The organism is Bradyrhizobium daqingense (assembly GCF_021044685.1).
In the GTDB taxonomy this organism is placed as follows: domain Bacteria; phylum Pseudomonadota; class Alphaproteobacteria; order Rhizobiales; family Xanthobacteraceae; genus Bradyrhizobium; species Bradyrhizobium daqingense.
Genome location: NZ_CP088014.1, coordinates 118,440 through 134,822 on the forward strand (window position 1 = coordinate 118,440; position 16,383 = coordinate 134,822).

Below are 16,383 nucleotides of genomic sequence, written 5' to 3' on the forward strand. Positions count from 1 at the left end.
CCATACTCCCGATCGTGGTTATGGATTCCGGGTTCGCGCTGAGGCGCGCCCCGGAATGACGCCTAGAGCCCCAGCACCGCCTTGGCGATGATGTTGCGCTGGATCTCGTTGGAGCCGCCGTAGATGGAGACCTTGCGGTTGTTGAAGTAGCTCGGCGCGATCTGAGCGGTCCAGTCCATGGCTTCGTTGGAGCCGTCGTCGCCGTGCACGTCGTAGGGCGCGGCGAACGGGCCGATCACTTCCATCAGCAGCTCGGTGGTGGTCTGCTGGATCTCGGAGCCCTTGATCTTCAGCACGGAGGAGGCCGGGTTCGGCTTGCCTTTGCCGTGCTTGCCTTCGTCGGCGACGACGCGGAGCTGCGTCAGCTCGAGCGCCTTCAGCTCGATCTCGCAGGCCGCCAGCTTCTCGCGGAAGGCCGGATCCTGGATGATCGGCTTGCCGCCGGATTCCACCTTGGAGGCGAGATCCTTGATGCGGCGGATGCGCTCCTTGGAGACGCCGACCCGGGCGATTCCGGTACGCTCATTGCCGAGCAGGAACTTGGCGTAGTCCCAGCCCTTGTTCTCCTCGCCGATCAGGTTCTCATAGGGCACCTCGACGTCATCGAAGAAGACTTCGTTGACCTCGACGCCGCCGTCGATGGTCTGGATCGGGCGCACGGTGACGCCCTTCGACTTCATCGAGAACACGATGAAGGAGATGCCCATCTGCTTCTTGGCATTGTTGTCGGTGCGGCAGAGACAGAAGATCATGTCGGCGTGCTGGGCCAGCGTGGTCCAGGTCTTCTGGCCGTTGATGATCCACTTGTCGCCCTTGCGCTCGGCCTTGGTCTTGAGCGAGGCGAGGTCAGATCCCGAACCGGGCTCGGAGAAGCCCTGGCACCACCAATCGTCGACATTGGCGATGCGCGGCAGATACTTCTTCTTCTGCTCCTCGTTGCCGAAGGTGTAGATGACGGGGCCGACCATGCTGACGCCGAAGGCAAGCGGCTGCGGCGCCGGATGAGCCTGGAGCTCCTCGTTGAAGATGTAGTGCTGCACGGGCGTCCAGCCGGTGCCGCCATACTCCTTCGGCCAGTGGCTGACGCCCCAGCCCTTCTTGTTGAGGATGCGCCACCAATTCACCATCTCGTCCTTCGAGAGGTGGCGGCCCTCGACCATCTTGCGCCGCGTATCCGGCGGCACGTTGTCGCGGAAGAACTGCCGCACTTCCTCGCGAAACGCCTGCTCTTCCTTCGTGAATGCGAGATCCATCGGATCCTCCTGTGAGCGAAACTTTTCTTGTCAGCGTCCCGGCGGAAGCCAGGACGACAGCGAACTACTGCAACACCTCGAACAATCCGGCAGCGCCCATGCCGCCGCCGACGCACATCGTCACGACCGCGTACTTCGCCTTGCGGCGGCGGCCTTCGATCAGCGCGTGGCCGGTCAGGCGTGCGCCGGACATGCCGTAGGGATGGCCGACCGAGATCGCACCGCCGTTGACGTTGATCTTTTCGGGGTCGATGCCGAGCTTGTCGCGGCAATACAGCACCTGCACGGCGAAGGCCTCGTTCAGCTCCCACAGGCCGATGTCGTCGACGGTGAGGCCGTGGCGCTTCAAGAGGCGCGGCACGGCGAAGACCGGGCCGATGCCCATCTCGTCCGGCTCGCAGCCCGCGGAGACGAAGCCGCGGAAGATGCCGAGCGGCTTGAGGCCGCGCTTGGCAGCTTCCTTGTCGCTCATGATCACGGAGGCGCTGGCGCCGTCGGAGAGCTGGCTGGCATTGCCGGCGGTGATCGAAAAGCCTTCGCCGCGCACCGGCTTGAGGCCGGCGAGGCCTTCGGCGGTGGTCTCGGGACGCGGACCTTCGTCCTGCGACAGCGTCACCTCCTTCATCGACACGGCACCCGTCGCCTTGTCGGTGACCGCCATCTGCGTGGTGATCGGCGCGAGCTCGTCCCTAAACTTGCCGCCCTGTTGGGCAGCCGCGGTGCGGCGCTGGCTCTCCAGCGAATATTCGTCTTGCTTCTCGCGCGAGATGCCGTAGCGCTTGGCGACGACCTCGGCGGTGTCGATCATGGGCATGTAGACCTCGCCCTTGATCTTGAGCAGCGCCGGGTCCTGGGCGTGGAAGCCGTTCATCTTGTCGTTCTGCACCAGGCTGATCGACTCGCCGCCGCCGCCGACCGCGATCTCGACGCCGTCGAAGATCACCGAGCGCGCGGCGAGCGCGATCGCCTGCAGGCCCGAGGCGCATTGCCGGTCGATGGTGGTGCCGGCGACGGTGACGGGCAGGCCGGCACGCAGCAGCGCCTTGCGGGCGATGTTGCCGCCGGTCGCGCCCTGCTGCAGCGCTGCGCCCATCACGACGTCCTCGACCTCCTTCGGATCGACCTTGGCGCGCGCGACGGCCTCGCCGATGGCGTGGCCGAGCAGGGTCGCCCCCTCGGTGGCGTTGAGCATGCCGCGATAGGCCTTTCCGATCGGGGTGCGGGCGGTGGAAACGATGACGGCGTCGGTCAAGAGCGACCTCCTGATGTTTGTTGAGTGGATTGTGACGGTTTCTGCTGCTGGCGCAACTCGTGACGCGACAGCTTTCCGACCGGCGTGCGCGGCAGATCGTCGACGAACTCGACCGCGGCCGGCAATTCGTGCTTGCCGAGCTTGCCCGCGAGCTGGCTGCGCAGCTCGTCGAGCGAGAACGGCTTTGCCTCGGGCCTGAGCTTGATGAAGGCTTTTGCGGCTTCCCCGCGGTAGGGGTCGGGAATGCCGAGCACGATGACCTCGTGCACACCGGGAATGGTGTAGATCGCCTGCTCGATCATCTGCGGATAGACGTTGAAGCCGCCGGAGATGATCATGTCCTTCTTGCGGTCGACCAGGAAGAAATAGCCGTCCGCATCCATATAGCCGATGTCGCCGGTGAGGAAGCGGCCGTCGACGAAGGCGTCCGCGGAGCCCTCCGGCTTGTTCCAGTAGCCTCTGGTGACGTTCGGGCCCTTGATGCGGATCTCGCCGACTTCGCCCGGCGGCAGCACGCGTCTCGGGTCGTCCAGCGCGACGACGTCGAGCTCGATGCCGGGCAACATCAGGCCGATCGAGCCGGGCTTCTCGGGGCCGGTGGGCGGATGGCCGGTGCCGGGCGAGCAGGTCTCGGTCATGCCCCAGCCGCTTTTGAGCTTCTTGCCGACCTTGCGCTCGAAGAAGCTCGCGACCTCGACCGGCAGCGGCGCGCCGCCGGAGCCGATGGTGGCGAGCGAGGAGAAATCGCGCTTGTCGAGGTCCGGCAGTGCGGCAATCGCGATCCACATCGTCGGCACGCCCGGAAAATATGTCGCGCGCTTGATCTCGATGTCGCGCATCACGGCCTCGACGTCGAAGCGCTGATGCAGCGAGATCAAATTGCCGCGGCGCAGCGAGGACAGCAGCACCACGGTGAGCGCATAGATGTGGAATAGCGGCAGCACGCAGATCACGCGCTCGATGACGTCGCCACGTGCAGCGCGCGACGGCTTGCCCCAGACGTCGTAGATCGACACCGCCGAGGTGAGATTGCCATGCGTCAGCATCGCGCCCTTGGGCAGGCCGGTGGTGCCGCCGGTATATTGCAGCAGCGCGACGTCGTCGGCCCCGACGTTCGGCCATGCTGCGGGCACGGCCGCGCCCTCGACGAAGGTCTTGAACGTGACGATGCGGGGATCGTTGGGGATCGCGGCCTGCGGCGTGCCGACCTTGCCCCAATCATCGTCCTCGCAGACGACGAGGCGGTCGATCAGGCCCTTCTCCAGGAATTTCAGCGCGGTCGGCAGCAGCGCCTTGAGGTTCGAGGTGACCAGCAGCCGCGATCCTGAATCGGAGACCTTGTGCGTCAGCGCAATCTCGCCGTCGAGCGGCGACAGATGCGCGACGCGGGCGCCGGCCCTCAGCGCACCGAAGAAGCTGACGGGATGATCCGGCGTGTTGCCGAGGAACAGCGCGACGGAGGAATCCTTGCCGCAGCCGGCGCGAAGGAACGCCGCAGCCGCACGCTCGGCTCGCGCGGCGAGATCGGCGTAGGAGATGGCGCGGTCGCGAAATTCCAGCGCGGCGCGCGGGCCGTACTCGGCGGCGGCCTTCGACAGCAGGTCCGGGAGCGTGCCCTGGACGATGGTGTCGTCCCAACGCACGCCCTCGGGATAATATTGTTCGCCGGGATGGGTCATTGCTTCTCTAAACCACACAGACCGTTATTCCGGGGCGCCCGAAGGGCGAACCCGGAATCTCAAGATTCCGGGTTCGATGCTGCGCATCGCCCCGGAATGACGCCAACCCTCACGCCGCCTTCGACCCAGCCGCCAGCGAGGCGAAGGTCTTGCCTTCCGCCGCGAGTTTCTTCAGCAGCGGGGCGGGCTCGAGGCTGGGGTCGTTGGTCTCCTTGGCGTAGAAGGCCAGGCGGTCGGCGATGTGCTTGAGGCCGACGCTGTCGGCCCAGAACATCGGGCCGCCGCGATAGATCGGCCAGCCATAGCCGTAGAGCCAGACCACGTCGATGTCCGAGGGTCGCGCGGCGATGCCCTCTTCGAGGATCTTCGCGCCTTCGTTGACCATCGGATACATCATGCGCTCGAGGATCTCCTCGTCGCTGACGACGCGCTTCTTGCGCCCCAGGCGCAGCAGCGTCTCGTCGATCAGCTTCTCGACCTCCGGATCCGGCATCGGAGCGCGCGAACCGGCTTCGTACTTGTAGTAGCCCTTGCCGGTCTTCTGGCCGAAACGGCCGGCCTCACACAGCGCGTCCGCGATCTCGGACTTGATGCCGCGGTCCTTGCGCGAACGCCAGCCAATGTCGAGGCCGGCGAGATCGCCCATTGCGAACGGCCCCATCGGCATGCCGAACTTGGTGACGACGGCATCGACCTGCTGCGGCAAGGCACCTTCGAACAACAGCTTCTCGGACTGCTTGCTGCGCTGGGCGAGCATGCGGTTGCCGACGAAGCCGTCGCAGACGCCGACCACGGCCGGCACCTTCGCGATCTTGCGTGCGATCGTCACTGCGGTGACCAGCGCGTCCGGCGCGGTCTTGTCGGCGCGCACGATCTCGCACAGCTTCATGACGTTAGCCGGTGAGAAGAAGTGCATGCCGAGCACGTCCTGCGGACGCTTGGTCGACTTCGCGATCTCGTCGATGTTGAGATAGGACGTGTTGGAGGCGAGCACCGCGCCCGGCTTGGCGTACTGGTCGAGCTTGCCGAACACTTCCTTCTTCACCGCCATGGTCTCGAACACGGCCTCGATGATGAGGTCGGCATCGCCGACATTCTCGATGCCGACCTTGCCGTCGATGAGCGCCATGCGCTTGGCGGGCGCATCGGCCGGAATGCCGCCGCGCGCTGCAGTCGCCTCCCAGTTCTTCTGCATGATGCCCATGCCGCGCTTGAGCTGCTCCTCGGCGGTCTCGATCAGGGTGACCGGGATACCGGCATTGGCAAAGGACATCGCGATGCCGCCGCCCATGGTGCCGGCGCCGAGGATGGCGACGCGGTTCACCGGCCGCCCCTTGGTGCCCTCAGGCACGCCCGCGATCTTGTTGGCTTCGCGCTCGGCGAAGAAGGCGTAGCGCTGCGCCTTGGACTGCTCGCTGGTGACGAGCTTGAGGAAGCCTTCGCGCTCTTTCTTCAGGCCCTCGTCGAAGGGCAGGTCAATGGCGTAGCCGACGGCGTCGGCTGCCGCGAACGGCGCCTCCAGGCCGCGCGACTTCTTGGTCATGGCGGCAACCGCATTGGTAAAGATCGAGCGATCGGCCTTGGCCGCCGCGAGCTTGGAATCGTCATCGCGCAGGCGGCGCAGCGGACGCTTCTCGGCGAGCAGCTTGCGCACGAAGGCCTCGCCGCCGGAGGCCGGACCTTCGACGATCTCCTCGATCAGGCCGTTCTTCAGCGCTTCCGCAGCGCCGATCGGATCACCGCCGACGATCATCTTGACGGCGAGCTCGGGACCGACCGCGCGCGGCAAGCGCTGGGTGCCGCCCGCGCCCGGCAGCAGGCCGAGCTTCACCTCGGGCAGGCCGAGCTTGGCCTCTTTCACCGCGACACGGAAATGGCAGGCGAGCGCAACCTCGAGGCCGCCGCCGAGCGCGGTGCCGTGGATCGCGGCGACCACCGGCTTCGGCGAATTCTCGATTTCGGACAACACGTCGTTGAGCGCCGGCGGCTTCGGCGGCTTGCCGAACTCGGTGATGTCGGCGCCCGCGATGAAGGTGCGGCCGGCGCAGGTCAGCACGATACCTTTGATGGCAGGATCGGCGACAGCGGCCTTGATGCACTCCAGGATTCCGCCGCGCACTGCGGCACTCAGCGCATTGACCGGAGGACTGTTGACCGTGACGATGCCGACTTCGTCATGACGCTCAAGCTTGACCACTTCGCTCACGGTGTCCCTCCTTGGTGGGGCTATATGCTTTTGTCGATTTCGCGGTGCGGAATTTAATTCCGCATCTTGACGGCAGGGTTATTTTGAAGCACGGACGTTGTCAACGACTCCGCGCAAGAAGCAGATCAGGGATGAAGCGTACAGGAAAGAAGACTGCGACCGATCGGAATTTCGTCGTCGCGCTTTCCCGCGGACTGGACGTATTGCGCGCATTCCAACCCAATGACGGCCTTCTCGGCAATCAAGAGATCGCGGCGCGGACAAATCTGCCCAAGCCGACCGTGTCGCGGCTGACCTATACGCTGACAAAGCTCGGTTATCTGACGCCGGTTCCCCGGTTCGAGAAGTACCAGCTCACCCCCGCGGCGATGTCGCTCGGCTACGCCGCACTCGCCAATCTCGGTGTTCGACATTTGTCCGAGCCGTTTCGCGAGGAATTGATGCGCGCGACCGGCGGCGCCGTCGCCGTCGGCGGCCGCGATCGTCATAGCATGATCTATTTCGGGCAGAGCCGCGGCAGCGAGACCGTCGGCGTTCAACTTGACGTCGGCTCTCGCGTGCCGATTGCAACCAGCGCGATGGGCCGCGCCTATTTCTGGGCACTCGACGCTGACGATCGTGCGGAGCTCTCGCGTCTGCTGCGCGAGCACTACGGCAGCCGCTGGCCGAAGATGCGCGATGGATTGGAGCGTTCCGGAGAGACCGTAGCGAAATACGGCTTTGCAATTTCCGTGGGCGATTGGCACGACGACATCGGCGCCGCCGGCGTCGCGCTCAAGCTCAACGACGGAACTGGACCTTACGCATTCAACTGCGGCGCGCCCGCATTCCGCTTCACGGAAGAGCGCTTGATCAACGACATTGGACCGCGTCTGCTCGCGATGGTAAGGAACATCGAAGCGGCACTCGGGGGTCTGATGCCGCAATCCAAAAAAGAAACCAGCAAAAAGCTGAGATCAGGAGGAAGAGTTGCACGCGTGGCCGAGGGGATCAGATAGTCTTTGTCATCGCCGGGAGCGGTTCGCATCGCACCATCGCCCACTGAATCGCGTGGGCGAGACGAGATGACGCAGGCACAGCTCGCGCAGGGGACGTCGCCCCTGCTCGCCGTTCGCGACGTCAGTGTCGTGTTCGGCGGTATCGTCGCGCTCAATGGCGTGTCCTTCGACATGCACAAGGGAGCCATCCTCGGATTGATCGGTCCCAACGGCGCCGGCAAGACTACACTCTTCAACTGTCTCTCGCGGCTCTATCAGCCGTCGTCCGGCGACATCTTGATGGAGGGCGTGAGCATCCTGACGCGGCCGCCGCACCGGATCGCCGAGATCGGCATCGGCCGCACCTTCCAGAACGTGGCGCTGTTTCCCAACCTTTCGGTGATGGACAACGTCCGCGTCGGCGCCCATTCGAAGACCTCCAGCGACATCATCAGCGACTCCCTGAAGCTTGCCTGGGTCCGGCGCAGCGAGAGCGCCGTCAACAAGAAGGTTTACGAGATCCTTGCTTACCTCGATCTCGAGGACGTCGCCCATACGGTCGTGTCCGGCCTACCGTTCGGTACGCAGAAGCGGGTCGAGCTGGCACGTGCGTTGGCGGCCGATCCGAAGATCCTGCTGCTCGACGAACCCGCCGGCGGCCTCAATCACGAGGAAGTCCATGTGCTCGGCGACCTCATCCGCAAAATCCGTGACGAGCGCCACATGACCGTGCTGCTGGTCGAGCACCACATGGGTCTCGTGATGTCGATCGCCGACCACGTCGTCGCGCTGAATTTCGGCAAGAAACTCGCGGAAGGCACGCCGGCTCAGGTGCAGGCCGATCCCGACGTCATCAAGGCCTATCTCGGGAGCAAAGACCAATGACGCCACTGCTCAACGTCAAGGATCTGCGCGCCTATTACGGCCAGGTCCAGGCGCTCCATGGCCTGTCCTTTTCGCTCAACGAGGGCTCGCTTGTGACGTTGCTCGGCGCCAACGGCGCCGGCAAGACCACCACGCTGCGTGCGATCTGCAACATGGTGCGCTCCACCGGCGGCGTCGAGTTCGAGGGTCAGCCGCTGAACAACCGCTCCACCGAGAGCATCGTGCGATTCGGCATCGCCCACGTGCCGCAAGGCCGCGGCACCTTCACCAATATGACGGTGGAGGAGAATCTCCAGTTGGGGGCCATCACCCGCAAGGATCGCGCCGGCATCGTCTCCGACATCGAGCGCATGTATGCGCATTTTCCGGTCCTGAAGCAACGCCACACCCAGCAGGCCGGCACGCTCTCCGGCGGCGAGCAGCAGATGCTCGCGGTCGCGCGCGCGTTGATGCTGCGGCCGCGCCTGATGCTGCTGGACGAACCGTCCTTCGGCCTCGCGCCGCTGGTGGTGCGTGACCTGTTCGGCATCCTCGGCAAGATCAACCGCGAGGACAAGGTGTCGATCCTCGTGGTCGAGCAGAACGCGCAACTCGCGCTCGAACTCGCCGACCAGGCTTATGTGATCGAGACGGGGCGTATCGTGATGTCCGGTAAAGCCAAGGACATCGCGAACAACGAAGAAATCCGCAAATCCTATCTGGGTTACTGAGGGAGCCGGGACAATGGAGCTGTTCACCAACCAGGTCCTGGCCGGCATCGCCACGGGCGCGATCTATGCCTGCATGGCCTTGGCCGTCGTCATGATCTACCAGGCCATCGATCATCTCAACTTCGCGCAAGGCGAGATGGCGATGTTCTCGACCTTCATCTCCTGGCAGTTGATGCAGTGGGGCGTGTCCTACTGGGCCGCCTTCCTGATCACGCTGGCATTTTCCTTCGTCGCGGGGATCGCGATCGAGCGCATCCTGTTCAAGCCGCTCGCGAAAGCACCGGTGCTGACCAATGTCGCCGGCTTCATCGCGCTGTTTGCGATCATCAACTCCTCGGCCGGCCTGATCTGGGACTTCACGATCAAGCAATATCCGACCCCGTTCGGCTCCGCACCGTTCCTCGGCAGCCAGCTGATCTCCACCCACCAGGCCGGCATGATCGGCGTCACGATTGCGCTGCTGCTCGCGCTGTATTTCTTCTTCCAGTACACGCGGATCGGTCTTGCGATGCGCGCCGCCGCCTCGGTGCCTGAATCGGCCCGCCTCGTCGGCATCAACACCAGCTGGATGATCGCGCTCGGCTGGGGCATGGCAACCGCGATCGGCTCGATCGCCGGCATGCTGATCGCTCCGGTCGTTTTCCTCGAGCCCAACATGATGGGCGGCGTGCTGATCTATGGCTTCGCCGCCGCAGTGCTCGGCGGACTGTCGAGCCCGTTCGGCGCCGTGGTCGGTGGCTTCCTGGTCGGCGTGTTCGAGAACCTCGCCGGGACCTACATCCCCGGCGTCGGCAACGAACTGAAGCTCCCGATCGCGCTCGCGCTGATCATCTCCGTCCTGGTCGTCAAACCCGCTGGCCTGTTCGGCCGGCCAATCGTCAAGCGAGTTTGATCATGAGCGCAGCAGAAGAAGTCGTCGCCGAAGGCCACCAGGCGGTCGAGGCGGTTCCGAAGCGGGCCATGACGCTGGGCACCGGCACCTCGCTGGTGGTGCTGGCGGCGTTGTTGGTCGTGCCGATGTTCGTCAAGAACTTCATCATCTTCCAGATGACGATGCTTCTGATCTACGGACTCGCGGTGCTGGCGCTGAACATCCTGACCGGCGGTTCCGGCCAGTTCTCGCTCGGCCAGAGCGCATTCTACGCCGTCGGCGCCTATACCTCGGCGGTGCTGATGGAGCATGCCAACGTCAACTATGCGCTGACCATTCCGATTTCCGCGGCGATCTGCTTCGGGTTCGGCTACCTGTTCGGCAAGCCGGCGCTGCGGCTATCGGGCATCTATCTCGCGCTCGCGACCTTCGCACTCGCCACCGCAATGCCGCAGCTGCTCAAGCTGAACTTCCTCGAGCACTGGACCGGCGGCGTGCAGGGCCTCGTCGTCACCAAGCCGGATGCGCCGTTCGGCCTGCCGATGTCGCAGGACATGTGGCTGTACTATTTCACGCTCATCGTGACGATCGCGATCTACATCTTCTCGGTGAACCTGCTGCGCTCCCGCTCGGGCCGCGCCTTCATGGCGATCCGCGACAACGAGATCGCAGCCTCCTCGATGGGCGTCAACGTCGCGCTCTACAAGACACTGGCTTTCGGGGTGTCCGCGGGCATCACCGGCGTCGCCGGCTCGCTCGGCGCCATCGCCGTGCAATTCGTCGCGCCCGACAGCTACACCATCACGCTCGCGATCTCGCTGTTCCTCGGCATGGTCGTCGGCGGCGTCGGCTGGCTGCCCGGCTCGTTCGTCGGCGCGGCCTTCATCATCTTCGTGCCGAACATGGCGGAGAGCATCTCGAAGGGCCTCTCCGGCGCCGTGTTCGGCGTCCTCCTGTTCCTCGTCATCTACCTGGTGCCGCATGGCGCACGGCAGATCGCGATCCTGGGCCAGCAACTCGCCGGCAAGATCAGGAAGAACTGAAGACTCTCATCCAGGCGTTCATTGAAGAAGGAGATCGAATTGCTTTTTGGAAGAACACTGCGAGCCGCCGCGCTGGTCACGGCAACGGCGGCCATTTCCCTCACCTCCGGCGCTGCACTCGCCCAAAAGAAATACGACACCGGTGCGTCCGATACCGAGATCAAGATCGGCAACATCATGCCGTACAGCGGTCCGGCGTCGGCCTATGGCGTCATCGGCAAGACCGAAGAAGCCTATTTCCGGATGATCAACGACAAGGGCGGCATCAACGGCCGCAAGGTCAACTTCGTCAGCTATGACGACGGCTATTCGCCGCCGAAGGCCGTCGAGCAGGTGCGCAAACTGGTCGAGAGCGACGAGGTGCTGGTGGTGTTCAACCCGCTCGGCACGCCCTCGAACACGGCAATCCAGAAATACCTCAACGCCAAGAAGATCCCGCAGCTCTTCGTCGCCACCGGCGCCACCAAGTGGAACGATCCGAAGAACTTCCCCTGGACCATCGGCTGGCAGCCCTCCTACCAGAGCGAAGCGCAGATCTACGCGAAATGGCTGATGAAGGAGAAGCCGGACGCCAAGGTCGCGATCCTCTACCAGAACGACGATTTCGGCAAAGACTACCTCAAGGGCACCAAGGACGGCCTCGGCGCCAAGGCCTCGTCCATGATCATCATGGAGGAGAGCTACGAGGTGTCCGAGCCGTCGGTCGACGGCCACATCGTCAAGATCAAGGCCGCCAATCCCGACGTGCTCTTGATCTACACCACGCCGAAGTTCGCGGCCCAGACCATCAAGAAGACCGCCGAGCTCAGCTGGAAGCCGCTCCAGATCCTCACCAACGTGTCGATCTCGGTCGGCAGCGTGATGAAGCCGGCCGGCTTCGAGAACGCGCAGGGCGTGCTGTCGGCGGCCTATGCCAAGGACTCGACGGATCCGCAATGGGCCAACGACCCCGGCATGAAGAAGTGGAACGAGTTCGTCGACAAATACATGCCCGGCGCCGACAAGTCGGATACCAGCATGGTCTACGGCTACGGCGCAGCGTCGACGCTCGCCAAGGTGCTGGAAATGTGCGGCGACGATCTCACCCGCGCCAACATCATGAAGCAGGCCGCCGCGTTGAAGGACTTCGCTCCGGACACCCTGCTGCCCGGCGTCAAGATCAACACCAGTGCCACCGACTTCGCTCCGATCGCGCAGCTCCAGATGATGCGCTTCAAGGGCGAGAAGTGGGAACTGTTCGGCGAGATCATCAGCGGCGACGTCGCCTCCGAGTGAAGCGCTGACGCGACAATTCGAGTTGATAAGCCCCCGCGGGCGACCGCGGGGGCTTTTTGTTGACGGCCGGCGTCAATCTTGTTCAATGCGGCGCCGATCCAGCCCGGGGTAGGAGAACAATGATCGCCGTTCGTTTTCAGGTTGCGACCTTCTCGGCCGCCTTCGCATTGTGCACTGCGATGAGCAGCGGGGCCTTGGCGCAAAAGAAATACGATACCGGCGCCTCCGACACCGAGATCAAGATCGGCAACATCATGCCCTATAGCGGCCCCGCCTCCGCCTATGCCGCGATCGGCAAGACCGAGGCGGCCTATTTCAACAAGATCAATGCCGAGGGCGGCATCAACGGCCGCAAGATCAGGTTCATCTCCTATGACGACGCCTACTCGCCGCCGAAGACGGTGGAGCAGGCGCGCAAGCTGGTGGAGAGCGACGGCGTGCTGCTGATCTTCGGCTCGCTCGGAACATCCACCAACAATGCGATCCGCAGATACATGAACGAGAAGAAGGTGCCGCAATTGTTCGTGGCGAGCGGCGCCTCGAAGTGGAACGACCCCAAGCAGTATCCCTGGACCATGGGCTGGCAGCCGAGCTACGTCAGCGAGGCGCGCATCTATGCCAAATACATCATGAAGGAGAAGCCGGACGGCAAGATCGGCGTGCTCTACCAGAACGACGATTTCGGCAAAGACTATCTGAAGGGACTGAAGGACGGGCTGGGACCGAAGGCCTCGATGATCGTGCTGGAAGAACCGTACGATACATCCGAGCCGGCGATCGACGAGCACGTCGTGAAGCTGAAGGCCACGGGCGCCGACATCCTCATCAGCATCACCAGCCCGAAATTCGCCGCGCAGGGAATCAAGAAGGCGGCGGAGATCAACTGGCATCCGATGCAGATCATCTCTAACGTCTCGGCCTCGGTCGGCGGCGTGCTGGAGCCGGCCGGCCTCGAGATCTCGCAAGGCATCCTGTCGGCGAGCTACGCCAAGGACGGCTCCGACCCGCAATGGAACGCCGACGACGGCATGAGGAAGTTCTACAATTTCCTCGCGCAGTACGAGCCCAAGGCCAACAAGCTCGATGCCGGCGTCGTGTTCGGCTATGCCGCGGCGCAGACCATGGTGAAGGTGCTGCAGATGTGCGGCGACGATCTCACCCGCGAGAACGTCATGAGGCAGGCCGCTTCCTTGAAGGATTTCGAGCCCGATACGCTCTTGCCCGGGATCAAGATCAACACCGCGCCGGACAATTTCGCCCCGATCGAGCAGCTCCAGATGATGCGTTTCAAAGGCAGGAAGTGGGAGCTGTTCGGCGATGTGATCTCGAGCGAGCTCGGGCACTGAGCGTCGCGCAATTCAAGATAGCTCCGCCTTGCATCGGCAATTTAAGCGCAATTGATTAACGGCGCGCAAAATCTCACGCGCCGGAATATTCCGTAGGCTCCAAATCAATTGTACATCCTGTGACGGTGGCCCAGGCGTGCTTTTTCTTGCTGGCCGCGATGGATGGGTATTGAATGTGGGGCAGAGCGGCGCGCAACGATCGCTCCCAAATCAAGAACAATCGACACATTCAACCGACCCAGGGAGAACAAGATGCCTGCAATGCACGTGCGGTTGGCAGCCTTTTCGGCCGCCTTCCTGCTGGCTGCCGCCTTGTCCACGGCAGCATCGGCACAGAAGAAATACGACACCGGCGCATCCGACACCGAGATCAAGATTGGCAACATCATGCCCTACAGCGGACCGGCCTCCGCCTATGGTGTGATCGGCAAGACCGAGGAGGCCTATTTCCGCAAGATCAACGCGGAGGGCGGCATCAACGGTCGCAAGATCAACTTCATCACCTATGACGACGCCTATTCCCCGCCGAAGACCGTGGAGCAGGCGCGCAAGCTGGTCGAGAGCGACGAGGTGTTTCTCATCTTCAACCCGCTCGGCACGCCGCCGAACACGGCGATCCAGAAATACATGAACGCGAAAAAGGTGCCGCAGCTGTTCGTCGCCACCGGCGCCACCAAATGGGACGACCCGCAGAACTTTCCTTGGACGATGGGCTGGCAGCCGAACTACCAGACTGAAGCCCGCATCTATGCAAAGTACATTCTGACGGAAAGGCCAGGCGCCAGGATAGCCATCCTCTATCAGAATGACGACTACGGCAAAGACTACGTCAAGGGCCTGAAGGACGGCCTGGGCGCCAAGGCGGCGTCGATGATCGTGGCCGAGGAAAGCTACGAGGTGGCGCAGCCGACCATCGACTCCAGCATCGTCAAGCTGAAGTCGACGGATGCTGACGTGTTCTTCAACGTCACCACGCCGAAATTTGCAGCTCAGACGATCAAGAAGATGCATGAGATCGGCTGGAAGCCGATGCATTTCCTCAACAACGTCTCGATTTCCATCGGCAGCGTCATGAAGCCGGCCGGCTTCGAGGCCTCGCAAGGCATCATCTCCTCGAACTACTACAAGGATGCGACCGACGCGCAATGGAAGAACGATCCGGCGATGAAGGCCTGGAATGAGTTCCTCGACAAGTACTATCCGGAAGCCAACCGCACGGATTCGGCGGTGATGTATGGATACATCGTAGCCCAGGGTCTCGTGCATGTATTGAAGGCGTGCGGCGACGATCTGACTCGAGCTAACGTCATGAAGCAGGCAGCCGCCATCCGGGACTTTGAGCCCGGCGGCCTGCTGCCGGGTATCAAGGTTAACACGAGCTCCACCGACTTCGCGCCGCTATCCCAAGTGCAGCTCATGCGCTTCAAGGGCGAAAGCTGGGAGCTGTTCGGCAACGTCCTCAGTAGCGACGTGGGCGGCTAAGGGCGCGGTCTTGCCCCCAATGACTACTAAAGAAGCAGCCCCTGCGGCGTCGTCGCAGGGGCTTTTTCTTGAAGGCGCCCACCAAATCGTATTGAATTGCGGCCACGTCACCAAAAACAATCAAGTCAAGAAAAGGGACGCACACACATCAAGAAAAAATAGGGAGATTGGAATGCCCGCTGTCACCGGCAAGCTTGCGGCCGCTTCACTGGCGCTCGTGCTCTTTGCGGCCACGACATCCACCGCATTTGCCCAGAAGAAATACGATACCGGCGCGACCGACACCGAGATCAAGATCGGCAACATCATGCCCTACAGCGGACCGGCCTCCGCCTACGGCATCATCGGGCGGACCGAAGCCGCCTATTTCAAGAAGATCAACGAAGAGGGCGGCATCAACGGCCGCAAGATCAACTTCGTTTCTTACGACGACGCGTATTCGCCGCCGAAGACGGTGGAGCAGGCCCGCAAGCTGGTCGAGAGCGACGAGGTGCTGCTGGTCTTCAACTCGCTCGGCACGCCGCCGAACTCGGCGATCCAGAAATACATGAACTCGAAGAAGGTGCCGCAGCTGTTCGTCGCCACCGGCGCCACCAAGTGGAACGATCCGCAGAACTTCCCGTGGACGATGGGCTGGCAGCCCAATTACCAGAGCGAGACGCAGATCTACGCGAAGTACATCCTGAAGGCGATGCCGAACGCCAAGATCGGCGTGCTCTACCAGAACGACGATTACGGAAAGGACTATCTGAAGGGCCTGAAGGACGGCCTGGGGGCCAAGGCCGCAAGCATGATCGTGCTGGAGGAAAGCTACGAGACATCGGAGCCGACCATCGACAACCACATCGTCAAGCTGAAGGCGACCGGCGCCGACGTCTTCGTCAACATCACCACGCCGAAATTCGCGGCGCAGGCGATCAAGAAGATCTCCGAAATCGGCTGGAAGCCGACGCACTTCCTCAACAACGTCTCGGCCTCGGTCGGCAGCGTGATCAAGCCCGCCGGCTTCGAGAATTCGCAGGACATCATCTCGGCCGCCTACCTGAAGGACGTGTCCGACCCGCAGTGGAAGGACGACGCCGGCATGAAAGCCTTCCTGGAGTTCATGACGAAGTACTTCCCCGAAGGCGACAAGCTCGACGGCGGCACCATCGTCGGCTACGGCGTGGCACAGACGCTGGTCGAGGTACTGAAGAAGTGCGGCGACAATCTCACGCGCGAGAACGTCATGAAGCAGGCGGCGAGCCTGAAGGACTTCCGCACCGAAGTGCTGCTGCCCGGCATCAAGATCAACACCGGCGCGAACGACTTCGCACCGATCAGCTCGCTCCAGCTCATGAAGTTCAAGGGCGACAAGTGGGATCTGTTCGGGGACGTGATCAGCGCCGACGCCGGCGGCTAGTC

General features: G+C 63.1%; 13 protein-coding genes. 9 read left to right on the plus strand and 4 right to left on the minus strand.

Annotated features, from left to right (window positions below; genetic code table 11):
• Positions 1-62: 62 nt before the first annotated feature.
• From pimC to LPJ38_RS00565, 4 genes are all read right to left on the minus strand, one after another.
• Positions 63-1,253 (minus strand): pimeloyl-CoA dehydrogenase large subunit, encoded by a 1,191-nt coding sequence (gene pimC, locus LPJ38_RS00550; protein ID WP_145630819.1) that lies wholly within the window; start codon positions 1,251-1,253, stop codon positions 63-65.
• A 64-nt stretch (positions 1,254-1,317) separates the two neighbouring features.
• Positions 1,318-2,505: an acetyl-CoA C-acyltransferase gene (locus LPJ38_RS00555; RefSeq protein WP_145630818.1), complete on the minus strand. Its 1,188-nt coding sequence runs from the start codon at positions 2,503-2,505 to the stop codon at positions 1,318-1,320.
• A complete protein-coding gene (pimA, locus tag LPJ38_RS00560) occupies positions 2,502-4,184 on the minus strand; it encodes a dicarboxylate--CoA ligase PimA (RefSeq protein WP_145630817.1) in 1,683 nt (560 codons plus the stop codon). Before pimA ends, LPJ38_RS00555 begins: the two co-directional genes overlap by 4 nt.
• A gap of 109 nt (positions 4,185-4,293) precedes the next feature.
• Positions 4,294-6,390 carry a 3-hydroxyacyl-CoA dehydrogenase NAD-binding domain-containing protein gene (locus LPJ38_RS00565; protein WP_145630816.1) on the minus strand — a complete coding sequence of 699 codons (2,097 nt, stop codon included), beginning with the start codon at positions 6,388-6,390 and terminating at the stop codon, positions 4,294-4,296.
• Between the two features lie 131 nt (positions 6,391-6,521).
• Between LPJ38_RS00565 and LPJ38_RS00570 the strand changes: the two genes are divergently transcribed.
• The 9 genes from LPJ38_RS00570 to LPJ38_RS00610 all read left to right on the plus strand — a co-directional run bounded on the left by LPJ38_RS00570 (position 6,522) and on the right by LPJ38_RS00610 (position 16,381).
• Positions 6,522-7,388 carry an IclR family transcriptional regulator gene (locus LPJ38_RS00570; protein ID WP_167520385.1) on the plus strand — a complete coding sequence of 289 codons (867 nt, stop codon included), beginning with the start codon at positions 6,522-6,524 and terminating at the stop codon, positions 7,386-7,388.
• 66 nt (positions 7,389-7,454) lie between these two features.
• The gene (locus LPJ38_RS00575; RefSeq protein WP_145630814.1) at positions 7,455-8,252 is read left to right on the plus strand and encodes an ABC transporter ATP-binding protein; all 798 of its coding nucleotides are present in this window, start codon (positions 7,455-7,457) and stop codon (positions 8,250-8,252) included.
• Entirely contained in the window at positions 8,249-8,962 is a 714-nt protein-coding gene (locus tag LPJ38_RS00580) for an ABC transporter ATP-binding protein (protein ID WP_145630813.1), read from the plus strand. The genes LPJ38_RS00575 and LPJ38_RS00580 overlap by 4 nt, the downstream gene beginning before the upstream one ends.
• A gap of 13 nt (positions 8,963-8,975) precedes the next feature.
• Positions 8,976-9,854 carry a branched-chain amino acid ABC transporter permease gene (locus LPJ38_RS00585; protein WP_060737194.1) on the plus strand — a complete coding sequence of 293 codons (879 nt, stop codon included), beginning with the start codon at positions 8,976-8,978 and terminating at the stop codon, positions 9,852-9,854.
• Between the two features lie 2 nt (positions 9,855-9,856).
• A complete protein-coding gene (locus LPJ38_RS00590) occupies positions 9,857-10,876 on the plus strand; it encodes a branched-chain amino acid ABC transporter permease (RefSeq protein ID WP_145630812.1) in 1,020 nt (339 codons plus the stop codon).
• A gap of 39 nt (positions 10,877-10,915) precedes the next feature.
• Positions 10,916-12,151, plus strand: coding sequence for an ABC transporter substrate-binding protein (locus LPJ38_RS00595; RefSeq protein WP_145630811.1), 1,236 nt, complete (start codon positions 10,916-10,918; stop codon positions 12,149-12,151).
• Positions 12,152-12,270: 119 nt separating this feature from the next.
• Positions 12,271-13,497 carry an ABC transporter substrate-binding protein gene (locus LPJ38_RS00600; protein WP_145630810.1) on the plus strand — a complete coding sequence of 409 codons (1,227 nt, stop codon included), beginning with the start codon at positions 12,271-12,273 and terminating at the stop codon, positions 13,495-13,497.
• A 252-nt stretch (positions 13,498-13,749) separates the two neighbouring features.
• A complete protein-coding gene (locus LPJ38_RS00605; RefSeq protein WP_145630809.1) occupies positions 13,750-14,979 on the plus strand; it encodes an ABC transporter substrate-binding protein in 1,230 nt (409 codons plus the stop codon).
• Positions 14,980-15,151: 172 nt separating this feature from the next.
• Complete coding sequence (locus LPJ38_RS00610; protein WP_145630808.1) at positions 15,152-16,381, plus strand: ABC transporter substrate-binding protein; 1,230 nt, start codon at positions 15,152-15,154, stop codon at positions 16,379-16,381.
• Positions 16,382-16,383 lie beyond the last annotated feature (2 nt).

Bases quoted from the DNA above. Each gene is read 5' to 3' on its own strand.
- LPJ38_RS00575 (WP_145630814.1), top strand. From the start codon at position 7,455: ATGACGCAGGCACAGCTCGCGCAGGGGACGTCGCCCCTGCTCGCCGTT.
- pimA (WP_145630817.1), bottom strand. From the start codon at position 4,184: ATGACCCATCCCGGCGAACAATATTATCCCGAGGGCGTGCGTTGGGAC.
- LPJ38_RS00600 (WP_145630810.1), top strand. From the start codon at position 12,271: ATGATCGCCGTTCGTTTTCAGGTTGCGACCTTCTCGGCCGCCTTCGCA.
- LPJ38_RS00605 (WP_145630809.1), top strand. From the start codon at position 13,750: ATGCCTGCAATGCACGTGCGGTTGGCAGCCTTTTCGGCCGCCTTCCTG.
- LPJ38_RS00580 (WP_145630813.1), top strand. From the start codon at position 8,249: ATGACGCCACTGCTCAACGTCAAGGATCTGCGCGCCTATTACGGCCAG.
- LPJ38_RS00610 (WP_145630808.1), top strand. From the start codon at position 15,152: ATGCCCGCTGTCACCGGCAAGCTTGCGGCCGCTTCACTGGCGCTCGTG.
- pimC (WP_145630819.1), bottom strand. From the start codon at position 1,253: ATGGATCTCGCATTCACGAAGGAAGAGCAGGCGTTTCGCGAGGAAGTG.
- LPJ38_RS00590 (WP_145630812.1), top strand. From the start codon at position 9,857: ATGAGCGCAGCAGAAGAAGTCGTCGCCGAAGGCCACCAGGCGGTCGAG.
- LPJ38_RS00585 (WP_060737194.1), top strand. From the start codon at position 8,976: ATGGAGCTGTTCACCAACCAGGTCCTGGCCGGCATCGCCACGGGCGCG.
- LPJ38_RS00570 (WP_167520385.1), top strand. From the start codon at position 6,522: ATGAAGCGTACAGGAAAGAAGACTGCGACCGATCGGAATTTCGTCGTC.